Origin of the sequence: Sphingobacterium sp. UBA7249, from assembly GCF_002472835.1 — a bacterium.
GTDB lineage: Bacteria > Bacteroidota > Bacteroidia > Sphingobacteriales > Sphingobacteriaceae > Sphingobacterium > Sphingobacterium prati.
The window spans coordinates 168,219-180,559 of the sequence record NZ_DKST01000030.1 but is presented as its reverse complement, the minus strand read 5'-3'; the positions used below and the strand labels follow the sequence as shown (position 1 = coordinate 180,559).

Below are 12,341 nucleotides of genomic sequence, written 5' to 3'. Positions count from 1 at the left end.
CTCAAACAGCACGCATAACTAATAAAAAAAACATAAAAACATGTCACCAAAAGCATATTAACCATTGATAACTGAATAAAAAAATATCATTTTTTCAAGGTAAAAAAACATAAATATTCTATATTTGCGTCAATTTATATTTGATCTAAATAAACTACCATGAACAATAGAACACGCTATACGATGTTCGCTACAGGAACCCTTATCCTTCTTGGGACACAATTACGTGCACAAAAGTTATCTCTCCTCGTACAAAATAAAGATAATCAACCCCTGGCTCAGGCCAACATACGACTCAACGGAAAAAACATTGGCTATTCGAATCAGAACGGACAATTTCAACTCAATAAAATAACAGCACAAAGCCCGCTTCAATTTCGCATTTCTTATACAGGCTATTCGTCTGTTGAAAAAACAGTACGTTTAGATACAGTCAAAGGACCTATCCTATTCCAATTAAATGCAACCCAAACTTTAGACGAAATCATAGTCACTGCTGGTCGTAAGCCTGAAAGTATCTCGACAGTCCCCTCGTCGGTATCCATTTTAACAACAAAAGAGATCGAAGCACAAAGCCAGATCAGCACCAATCTTTCGACGATCCTCGGCAATACAATACCAGGTCTGGGTACCTCAACCAATAAAGCGACCAATTCTGGCCAGACCTTACGTGGGCGGTCGGTACTCGTCTTAGTAGATGGTATTCCACAGTCTACGCCATTGATGAATGGACAGCGAGATCTGCGTACCATCGATCCGAGTGTTATTGAGCGTGTCGAAGTTATCAAAGGAGCTACCTCCATCTACGGAAATGGCTCAGCCGGTGGGATTATTAACTATATCACCCGCAAACCTGCGAAAGATTCTGCCCCCATCCAAGGAATTACGAGCCTACGGACGACTTTCAATCCCGTCAATAGTGCAGGGACATTGGGTTATCGTGCCTCCCAAACATTATATGGAAGAAAAAACAATTGGGATTATACCGTCAGCGGATCTGCAGATTATGTTGGCCTTCAACGTGATGGGGATGGAACGCCACTCGGTCAGACGGATGGCCTTTCAAATACCTATCAATATAATGCATTTCTAAAACTTGGTTACACCATTGATAGCAGTTCTAACCTAGCCGCTGTATATAATTTCTACCGAAGTAATCAGCACAACCGGTACATAAGTAAAACAGGCATCTATGGACAAACCCCGACCATCGGTGTGAAAGGAGAAGACCCGGGTAAACCAGCCGGTACTCCCTACAACCACAATGCGATGTTAACCTATGCCAAAAACGGCCTTTTTGGATCTACTTCATTGGTTGCATCCGCTTATTACAACACATTCCGATCCATGAATCGCTATGTTGAGAAAGCCTCGGCATGGTATGGTCCGGGCCAAACGCAAATCAATTCAGAGAAAAAAGGATTACGGATCAATCTCAACACACCATTTCAGGTACTTGGCTCTAACGCGGATATCACCTATGGGCTCGACCTTCTGAACGATGTCACCGATCAGAACCTCACCGATGGAAGGGTCTATATCCCCTATATGAACATGTTTAATCTGGCGCCTTATGCACAGGTAAAAATTGATTTTCTGGAAAATCTAATTTTCAAAGGTGGTGTTCGTTATGAAAATGCAACGGTCAAAATAAAGGATTTCAGTACCATTGCTACAGGACCTAATAATGAAGGCAGTATTGCCGTAAAAGGGGGGAAAATACCTTACAAGGGCGCAACGTTCAATGCGGGCCTGCGCTATAATAAATATTCATTATTTAATCCTTTCGTAAGTTTCTCACAGGGTTTTGCCATCAATGAACTTGGACGCATTGTCCGTAGGGCAACAGACAACGACCTGGACAGCCTCAAAACAGATCCTATCATTACCAATAACTATGAAGTCGGCTTCTCCAGCAATTACAGTATTTTCCAACTGTCTGCTTCCTATTATTATAGTACCTCAAAAATGGGTGTAGAACTTGTAGATATCGGGGGGTACCTGATGCCACAACGGCTTCCTGAGGATGTCTATGGATATGAGGTAGCCCTAAGTGCAAATATTAGCCCCGAACTTACTATAGGTGGAACATACGCCTATGTTGAGGGAAAATCAAAAAAAGAAGATGGCACAAGATCTTACCTCAATGGTTCACGCATTTCTCCGATCAAAGCGACTGGCTATATTTATTATACACCGATTAAGCCATTGACCTTCCAAATATTCTGGGTGCATACCGGATCCCGTGACCGATTTATGCCTAATGATAAAGGTGTCTACAAAAACAGCGAAGGACCTGTAAAATCTGTCGATTTATTCAATTTAAATGGAAATTATCAGATCAATAAACAGTGGTCATTGGGATTGGGCATCGAAAATCTGTTCAATAAAAACTACTATCCAGTCGTGAGCCAGTACCGCGCATTAAATGAGGAGTATGTAAAAGGTCAAGGAATGCTTGCGTCCTTTAATATCAATTACAAGTTTTAAATGATAAAGTCTGGCATACTCTGGTTACATAAATGGCTCGGGATTATCACCGGGATTGTCGTATTTATTTTGAGCCTAACGGGATGTATATATACCTTTCAGGATGAGCTAAAACTATGGGCTTATCCTGAAAAATATTTTATAGACATTGTGGATGCCTCTTCCAGCCCCCTCCCATTAAGCACCTTACTGTCCAATGCGCAAGGCAGTCTTGAAGATGGTCAAAAAATCAGCCGGGTGGACCTCTATCCGGCCAAGAATAGAACCTGGGTCTTTCGCGCCATGAAAACCAATGAGAACGCTTTTGGTCACTGGAATTACTTCCAGTATTATAAAAGGATATTCATCAATCCGTATACCGGTCAGGTCCAGGAAGTTGAAAACACGAAAACAGAGTTCTTTCAGCTCGTTTTACAGCTTCATCTCAACTTGTTATTGGGCAAAAAATATGGTCATGCCTTAGTAAGCTGGTCTACAGCACTATTTATTGTCATTTTATTGAGCGGGATCGTATTGTGGTGGCCAAAAAAATGGAAGGGTAAAAATCTCCGCAGGAGCTTTTGGGTAGACGCCAAGGTTAAATGGAAACGCCTAAATCACGATCTGCACAATGTCATTGGCTTTTATAGCCTTTTCATCGCACTGGCTTTTGCAATTACCGGACTAGCTTTTGCATTTCCAGCGTTCAAGAAAACTTATGTCGCTACATTTAATCTTTTTCAGCAAGATCCAGTTTCTATAAAGAACACCAAATCAAGGTCATTACCGTTAATCTATGATAAATTTCAAGACAATGCACTGCAGTTTAGTCTAAGCAACTATCCAGAGGCCGAAATGCTGTCCATTCGCCTGAAAAAAGATACCGCTCAGGAAATAGATATTCAGGTTAGACGGTACGAAAAACGAAGCGGTGTATTTAACTGGTTATATTTTGACACAAAAGCGGCTAGCGTAAAACAAATCAAATCCAGTGAGAACCTAAAACTCGGTGATAAGCTTGGATCACTCAACTACGATATCCATACCGGCAATATCGGTGGCCTAACAACAAAGATTATTGTCTTTATCGCAAGCCTTTTTTGTGCTTCTTTACCAATTACGGGTTATATTATCTGGCTGAACAAAAGCCCAAAGAAGAAAAAAAAGAAGGGTTATCAACATAATGTTAAGAAGTACTGTTAATAACTGGACCTATCGTTCTAAACAAGTTATTAACACAGTTATTAACACAGTTATCAACATAATGTGGAAAAGTAGAGAGTTAATCGCCTACATTGTAAAAACAAATGATGTGACTAAAATTTAGTTTTATAGATCGAGTTATTTGCCATAAATAAAAAAGAAAGCCTGTATTGAACGTACAGGCTTTCTTGGAGTAATAATAAACCAAAAGATTTATTACTATAGATTCGGATTTCTTACAGTTTCTTCGTACGGGATAGAAAATAAGTAATAAGGGCTATTGTTGACAAAAGCCGATCCGTCAGGAAACTTAATAACGCGATGCCCTTGTCCATTCACCAGCTTAGGTTTGCCATCAGCTCCGATAATTTCTACTTGGATAGCTTTTCCCTCTGCGTCAACATAGGACTTCCGGGCTACCTTACCCTGCGTACGAAGAATATCAGATAACGCAAATCCTTCACCCCATAGTTCCTTGCGTCTCTCAATAAGAGTTTCAGCAATTAATTGATCACTATCATTTCCAGTAAATAATTTCGCATTTCTTGCTGTACGCAATTTATTCAATGCCGATATTGCTCTATCTTTTTCTCCAGCTCTTGCATAGCCTTCAGCTTCAATCAATACCATCTCCGAGGCGCGCATATAGACGATATCACCAATCAAAGTAGGTTTAAATTTAAACTTTTTATAACGCAGAAAACCTTCTCTACCAGGCAGATTATCCCACTCAAATAAAGAATACCGCACATCATTACTATCAAACAAATCCTTAAAATAGGGGTCAGCCATAAAACTATAATAATAAGAGCCTGCTGATGAGACGTCCAGATAATGAAAAGTATAACTCGCCACACTTTGCTCATTAGTTTGTTTATGTCCCCAAATCCATTCTTTATTTCCAAGATCGTTGAATCCAGCCTGATAATCTGAAGCATTCATTAGCTCATAATTTTTAGCAGCTTTTCCCGCATATTCTGCAGCTAGTCTCCATTCACCTGTCTGTAGATAAGTCCGAGCCAGTAAACCGTTGACGACATTAATATTAATATCGAATTTCTCTCCTAAGTCCGCCGAAGCCAACAACTTTTCACTCTCCTTCAGGTCACTCACGATAAGCTCATATACTTCCTCTTGTGTCGCCTGGGGTTTCCCCTGAGTTTCAAGGGTACTCGGCTCCGTGTATATGGGCACCGATTTAGCCGTTTTGTCCTTTAAGTAACTAAATTGATAATAGGTCGCCAAATTCAGATAAGCAAATGCACGCAATGCGTGTGCTCTTCCTTTTAAAATCCCCTTAGCTTCTACTGATCCCGCTGCATTATCTACTTTCGCAATGACATTATTCATATTATCAATCACCTTATACAACATGATCCAAAAGGAATTGACGCGGTTCGAACGATTATTTGTTAACTCGGTAAATGCATAAGCATCCCGATAACCATATTTTGTCGTCACGGCAACATCGCTACCCATTGCGTCACTTGTACGCATTATTGAAGTATAGCCTGGATTCGCATAGGTAAAATAGGTATCATTTAAATACTTCCACGTTCCATTGATGACGGTTGCCACGTTTTCTGTGTTTTTAAACACATCTTCTTCAGCCACTGACGTCGTTGGATCTGTTTCTAAGATATCCTTACAGGATGTGTTCACCAGCGACAAGGCCAGGATGATATATGCGATTCTTAATTTCATGATTTTCATTTAAATTCTTGGATTAACAACAGTAATTAAAAAACAAACTGAACACCCCCAGAAATTGTGCGCATTGCCGGATAACGGAAATAAGTTGCACCATTAACTGTCTGCTCGGGATCCATTCCCTGATGTCCGTAAAATGTAAATAAATTCTCAGCAGTTGCAAAAACGCGGAGTTTTTCTACATTTATTCTTTTAATTAGTTCCGATGGCAGACTATAACCTAAACTAAGTGTTTTAAGCCGTGCATAAGTACCACTATATAGAAAACGTGTTGATGAGGAAGTCCAATTCAAATTATCTGTAGTCAATTTAGGTACATCAGTTTGTGTATTTTCGGGTGTCCAACGCTCGAGTATCTCTTTCGACCAGGCGCGCCCGACATTGCTTCCATTATGCATAATTTGAATATAGTCATTATCCAATATCTGACCTCCCAAACTAAAACTCAGCAAGGCAGACAAATCAAAATTTTTGTAGCTGAAGCTATTCTGAACACCTCCAACAAGATCTGGAAGTGAACTACCGACAATAAAATTACCTGCTTTTCCATATTCCGAAGTCTTTTCACCGGTTTTATTGCCATCCTTGTCAGCAGTATACCATTGCGGCAAGCCATTTTCTGGATTTACACCAGCCCATTCAGGTAAATAGAAATCATAGATACTTCCACCCACACGCAAGAGCTTGTTTCCTGTGGGAATAGATCTATTGTTATTTGGTAATGCTGTAATCTTATTTTTATAATGTGAAAAATTAAGATCCAAATTCCATCTAAAATTATCATTCTGAACAGGAATGGTGTGGATATCGACATCGATACCTGTATTTTTTAAGGCTCCAATATTAGCATCATAACCTGTATACCCTGTTGAATATGCCATTGGCATCGTGAACAGTAAGTCTTTACTCCGTCGGTTAAAATACTCAACAGTAAACGATACCCGGTTGTCAAAGGCCGACAGGTCAACACCTACATTAAGATTGAGATTCGATTCCCACTTTAAATCCGGCGTTGCCAATCTCCCTGTATAGGTCCCCCCTCTACCCAAACTATTGGCAATAGTATATAGGCCTTTGTACGCATAATACGTTCCCAGGTTATCATTTCCTTGTCCACCATAACTCGCCCTCACTGTCAGCTGATTAATCGTGGTATTATCCTTCAAAAAGTCTTCCTGTTTTAATTTCCATGAACCACCTAAGGACCAGAATGTACCCCAACGTGTATCTGGGGCAAATCGAGAGGATCCATCTGTTCTTAAAGATCCAGATAGATAATACTTATTATCATAGTTATATTCTACCCTGCCCAAAAAACTTAATAATCTATAATCAACACTGGATCCGGTAAAATCATTCAATTGTGAAGCAGCCACAGGCTCAAAAAGATCGGGCATAACAAAACGCTCCCTGCTACCACTGATATTGCTACTATTGAAAGCATAATATTCCTGCCCAGCCAATACATTGAGGTAATGCAAGCCAAACTGTTTTTCATAAGTCAATAAATTGTTCCAAGTCTGGGCAACAGTACGCACATTCGAACGATACACATAGCCCCCAGTATTGACACCATCCCCCAACACTGGGTTGGTATAATCATGTGTATTTCCGTTCGTATAATCGACACTATAGGTTGATTTCAATTTTAAATTTTTGGTAAACAATGCCTCCAAATAAGCACGAGCAGAAAGATTCTCCCGCCGGATATTATTTTTATCCAGAGGTAAAGAAGCTGCCAGATTATTTCGCGGCGTTGCGCCACTCGGTCTATACTCCCCAAAATCATACACTTTATTTCCATTGGCATCGAGTACAAAAGAGCCGTCTGGATTTCGTTCATAATAAGGATAAAAAGATGGAACCAGTCTCGTAAAGTTGATAATATTAGCGGTATTGCTATCCTCCGATTGCGGGTATTTCTGTTGCGTACTACTACCCCCAATATTCATCCCCGCATTTAGCCAAGACTTAACCTTACTATCAATATTCGCTCTTAAGTTATATCTTTTAAAACCCGATTCGATAGCTATGCCCTGGTCATTCAAGTATCCTCCCGAGATGTAATATGTACTTTTCGCACTTCCGCCACTAAATCCAAGATCAGCCTGTGTACGTACACCTGTACGTTGCAACACATCTGTCCAGGGATCATCCCAAAGTGTTTTTGCTCCAGCAACAAGCTTACCATCTTCGCCGACAGGCTGTGGATACTTATTGCCATAAGGATTTACATTTAGATCGGTCAATAACGTTTTACTTGCGTTTGCAGCTGATTGAGCCGCAGTTAAGCCATTAGATAGGTTTTTGTTTCTTAACGCCTCCCAATAGAGCTGGAAATACTCATCCGTGGAAACTTGATCATAATCGCGAACCGCCCGGGTTGAATAACCTTGTGTAAAATTTAGATTAATCTTTGTATTATCAGAAGCCACTCCTGACTTGGTCGTAATAATAATCACCCCGTTCGCACCCCTAGATCCGTAAAGTGCGCTAGACGCCGCATCCTTCAATACCGAGATCGACTGTATATCATTGGGATTAATGGAATTGATATCACCGGCATAAGGGTTGCCATCCAACACAATCAAAGGTGCGCTAGAAGCATTGATAGAGCCAATCCCTCTAATCCGGATAGTTGCCTCGGTACCCGGCTGCCCTGAAGATGCTACGGATTGCAATCCCGGAACCTGACCCTCTAGCGCTTTGGTAATATTAGAAACCTGCCTGTTCTCAATCGCTTTACTACTCACCGTGCTTACCGACCCAGTGATATTGGACCTTTTGGATGTACCATAAGCCACCACAACTACTTCCTCTAGGTCTGTGCTCGATGGTTTCAAAGCCAAAGAAATATTCGTTCCCGAGACTCTCAGCTGTTGTGATTCATAACCTATAAATGAAAATTCCAAAAGAGGAACATCTTTGCCTGACGCGTTAATCGTAAACTCACCTCTCGCATCAGTTAGTGTCACCTTATTCTGATCCGATATTCGTACACTGACGCCGGCTAGTGCCTGCCCGGTAGTCACATCAGTAACCTTCCCCTGGATGGAACGTTGCTGTGCATACAGTTTATTCATATTGGCACTAGACAATGCTACCGCGACAATAGGAATGTATTTGAATGTTGAGTGCATATAAAGGGTGTTTTAATAAATTAGTTAAGTATGATAGTATATATAGAAAAAATAAATATTAATATAATTATTCAAGCAAAACTGCTCACCTTAGCGTTTATCTTTAAAATCTATCAAACTGATAGATTTTATTAGAGCGCAAATATAATATAAACTACACTAAATTACTATACTTTTTACATAAAAATTAAAGCGCTTAAAATCAGTGTTTTAAAAAATAATACTAACAATACGCTGATAGTAGTAAGCTAACAATTATTATTAATCGAGTCAGCGCTGAAATTTGGAGAGTGTTCTTCGCTCATAATAACGGCTATCGCCTTTGGATTTTAGGGATTTATGATGGATAATGCCGAGCAGTCCCCCACCTATCAACAGCAACAAAAGCAGACAGAAAATGAGGTTGGTACCGTATTTCTGTTCAGCATTTTTAAATCGAAAATTCACGCCGCGAAAGTACAGGAAAATTTTCTATCATTACCAAACCAGCTGATAAGAAAGGGCTTTGCTGATCCGTTTGTCATTGAATCTCGACATATTTTACGCGAGAGTCCAAAATAAATTTTTCAATCAGCGAACTTTAGCAATAAATTTCGGACTTTTGTAGCCACAAAAAAACAACACTGTGTCAAAAGCAACATTTCTAAAGCTTGCCAAACGAATCTCTATCGGTCTAGCAAGTTTAATAACACTATTTATTCTTTGTATATTATCCATTCCCTATATCTTCGAAAAAGAAGTAAACGACAAAGTCAAATCTTTGGCAAATGCGCATATCAATGGGGAGCTCAACTATACAAAAGTCAGATTGACCTTCTTTGATCAATTTCCGCTGTTGACAGCGTCCATGGATGACGTGTTGTTAAAAGGCGCCGAACCGTTCAGAAAAGACACTTTGCTTGCCGCCAAACAAGTAAGCTTTGGGATTGATCTCATGAGCTTATTTAAGTCTAAAATCATCATTGACAAGTTTATCGTTAACAACGGAAGAATCAATATTTTGGTAGATTCGCTGGGCAATGCGAACTACAACATTTATAAATCCGCACCTACGGATTCCTCCAAAACAAAAGACGATTCTGAAAGCAGTGCACTGGCGTTTCAGCTGATCAGATTTGAAAAGACCAATCTCCATTATGAGGATCAATCCGTTCCGTTATGGATCGAAGCCAAAGATCTGGACTATGAAGGCAAAGGTGACCTGATGTCAAATATCTTTGACCTGAATACCAAAGCAAAGATCGCTGCTTTTTCCTTTTCCTTTGACAATGAACTATACGTCGATAAAAAATCCATTGACGCCAGCTTATTAACACGTATCAATACCGATAATCTATCCTTTGTATTTGAAAGAAATGATATCAGGATCAATCAATTACCCGTACGGTTCCGTGGATTATTATCCTTTATTTCGCATGGTTATCATCTGGACTTTAAGTTAAAATCACAAGAAAGTACCCTCAGTGAATTGCTGTCGCTGGTTCCCAATAGTTACGCATCCTGGATAAAAGATCTATCGGTCAAGGGTACTTCTGAGGTATTTGTCAATTTAATAGGAGACTATATTATCGACAAGAACGAAATGCCCGATCTTTCTTTGGGCCTAACCATCAACAGCGGTTATCTTGCCTATAAACAATCTGGAAATCCACTAACAGACTGGAATGCAAAATTAAGGATAGATCTCCCCGCATTGAATCTCGATTCCCTCAAGGTAGATCTTCATCAGTTTGATTTCAAAGTCGCTTCCGGTTATTTCAATGCAAAAGGTCAGACCGCCGGACTACATCCAGTTACGGTGCACGCAGATATGAAAAGTGACCTGGATCTGGGCATCCTCCATTCCTCTTTGCAATTCCCGGGATTCTCTTTCGGAGGCCGCTGGAACCTCGACGCAAAGATCCACGGAACCTATGCCAAAGCCATACGCAAAGTCGGTCTTCAAAAGCGCGAACAGGAGTACATTGCTTCCATACCGACATTTGACATTAAAAACACCCTCACAGACGGTCATTTCAAATTGGCCGATCTCCCCAAAGGGCTTGAAAAGATCGCATATCGCTTAGAAGCAAAAGATCCGGATGGAAAAATGAAAAGTGCTTCCATCTCCATACACGATATTTCGATTCAGGCACTCAGTAATTATATCAAAGGTTACGTTTCCATAACAGATTTTACCAAACTTGCAGTGCAGTCTGAACTCAAAGCCTTGTTTAACTTGGCTGATATCAAAAGCTTCTATCCAATCAAGGATATCGAACTGGCGGGTCTGATTAATGTCAACCTCAATGCAAAAGGCTATGTTGATCTCAAACGAAATATTTTTCCGGAAACCAATACTTCCATTGTAATGAAAGATGGATTTATCAAATCCAAGGAGTACCCTATTCCAATGGAAAATATACATGTTGAAGCCTTCGTGAATAGTGAGAAGGGATCTTTACGTGATTTGAGGGTGAAAATACTACCTGTTTCGTTTACCTTCGCGGGGGAACCATTTTTCCTGAATGCAGATCTGTGCAATTTCAATAACATCAACTATAATATTCAGTCCAAAGGAAAACTCAATCTTGGCCCTATCTATAAGTTTTTTGCCTTGGACGGAACCAATATTGACGGATTCATCCATACAGATTTCAGTCTAAAAGGTCTTCAGAGCGATGCGACGAGCGGCCGTTATGCCAGACTCCACAATAGTGGTCACATCAACATCGGCCAGATCCAGGTACAGACAGATCTGCTCCCTCAGCCCATAGCAATCAAGAGCGGTGACTTTAGTTTTCACCAGGAGAAAATGAACTTTGATAGATTCCTGGCCAATTACGGTAAAAATGCGATTTCGATAAAAGGTTACATGAACAATATCATTAATTACCTGACTAATAGCAGTGCATCCTTACAGGGGCAGTTCACACTCAACAGCAAAAAAATCAATGTTGATGACTTCATGGTTTTTGCGGACAATCCTTCGGCGGCATCCTCTTCTGCGGAGACAGGTGTGGTCCTTTTGCCTAAAAACCTGGATGTTCAGGTACTGGGCTTAGTCAACAATGTTTCTTACAACAACATGAATATCAAAGATTTCAAGGGGGATCTACAGATCAAAGAAGGCAAACTGACGCTCAACAACACCACTTTTGAACTGGCGGGATTAAAAGCAGCTATGCAAGGAAATTACAAGCCATTAAATCCCCGCCGGGCAGCATTCGACTACGCTGTAAAAGCGGACAGCTTTGATATCCAACGTGCCTATAAGGAAATTCCAATGTTCAGAGAGATGGTGACTGCAGCCAAAAATGCGCATGGCCTTGTCTCTTTGGATTATAAACTGGGCGGCTTATTGAACAGCAATATGCAGCCTGTCATGCCTTCCATTGTCGGAGAAGGTACTTTGACGCTAAACCAGATCAAATTCAGAGGGTTCAAGTTACTGAATGGTATCAGCGAATCCACCTCAAAAGAAAAATTGAAAGACGGCGAAGTGAAAAAAGTTGTCATCAAATCACATATCAAGAACAATGTCATGACCATCGAACGCACCAAAATGAAGATGATGGGATTCAGACCCCGATTTGAAGGTCAAGTTACATTAGATGGACGGATGAATCTTGGGTTCAGACTTGGACTGCCTCCATTCGGAATCTTCGGAATCCCGATGCGCATCACCGGTACCGCAGATAATTTTCGGCTTAAAATGGGAAAATATAAGGAGGAAGATCTCGATATGGACATGGACGATGAGGACAGTAAAGTGTACAAAGAATCTCAGCAAGAAAAGACAGCGACTGAAAAATAATTGGGTCCTCAGGATAGGGGCGC

Annotated in this window: 6 protein-coding genes; 4 read left to right on the top strand and 2 right to left on the bottom strand. The window is 40.5% G+C overall.

What is annotated here, in order from left to right:
* Nucleotides 1–159: 159 nt before the first annotated feature.
* Both B4A24_RS22295 and B4A24_RS22290 read left to right on the top strand, forming a co-directional pair.
* Nucleotides 160–2,490, top strand: coding sequence for a TonB-dependent receptor (locus tag B4A24_RS22295; protein ID WP_293947153.1), 2,331 nt, complete (start codon nucleotides 160–162; stop codon nucleotides 2,488–2,490).
* Nucleotides 2,491–3,672, top strand: coding sequence for a PepSY-associated TM helix domain-containing protein (locus tag B4A24_RS22290; protein ID WP_293947152.1), 1,182 nt, complete (start codon nucleotides 2,491–2,493; stop codon nucleotides 3,670–3,672).
* 219 nt (nucleotides 3,673–3,891) lie between these two features.
* Here B4A24_RS22290 and B4A24_RS22285 read toward each other — a convergent pair whose 3' ends face one another.
* Both B4A24_RS22285 and B4A24_RS22280 read right to left on the bottom strand, forming a co-directional pair.
* Entirely contained in the window at nucleotides 3,892–5,376 is a 1,485-nt protein-coding gene (locus B4A24_RS22285; protein ID WP_293947151.1) for a RagB/SusD family nutrient uptake outer membrane protein, read from the bottom strand.
* A gap of 35 nt (nucleotides 5,377–5,411) precedes the next feature.
* Nucleotides 5,412–8,522 (bottom strand): SusC/RagA family TonB-linked outer membrane protein, encoded by a 3,111-nt coding sequence (locus tag B4A24_RS22280; protein WP_293947150.1) that lies wholly within the window; start codon nucleotides 8,520–8,522, stop codon nucleotides 5,412–5,414.
* Nucleotides 8,523–8,861: 339 nt separating this feature from the next.
* Here B4A24_RS22280 and B4A24_RS22275 point away from each other — a divergent pair, with 339 nt between their 5' ends.
* Entirely contained in the window at nucleotides 8,862–9,083 is a 222-nt protein-coding gene (locus tag B4A24_RS22275; protein WP_293947149.1) for a hypothetical protein, read from the top strand.
* A 64-nt stretch (nucleotides 9,084–9,147) separates the two neighbouring features.
* Nucleotides 9,148–12,318 carry an AsmA-like C-terminal region-containing protein gene (locus tag B4A24_RS22270; protein ID WP_293947148.1) on the top strand — a complete coding sequence of 1,057 codons (3,171 nt, stop codon included), beginning with the start codon at nucleotides 9,148–9,150 and terminating at the stop codon, nucleotides 12,316–12,318.
* The last annotated feature ends 23 nt before the right edge of the window (nucleotides 12,319–12,341 follow it).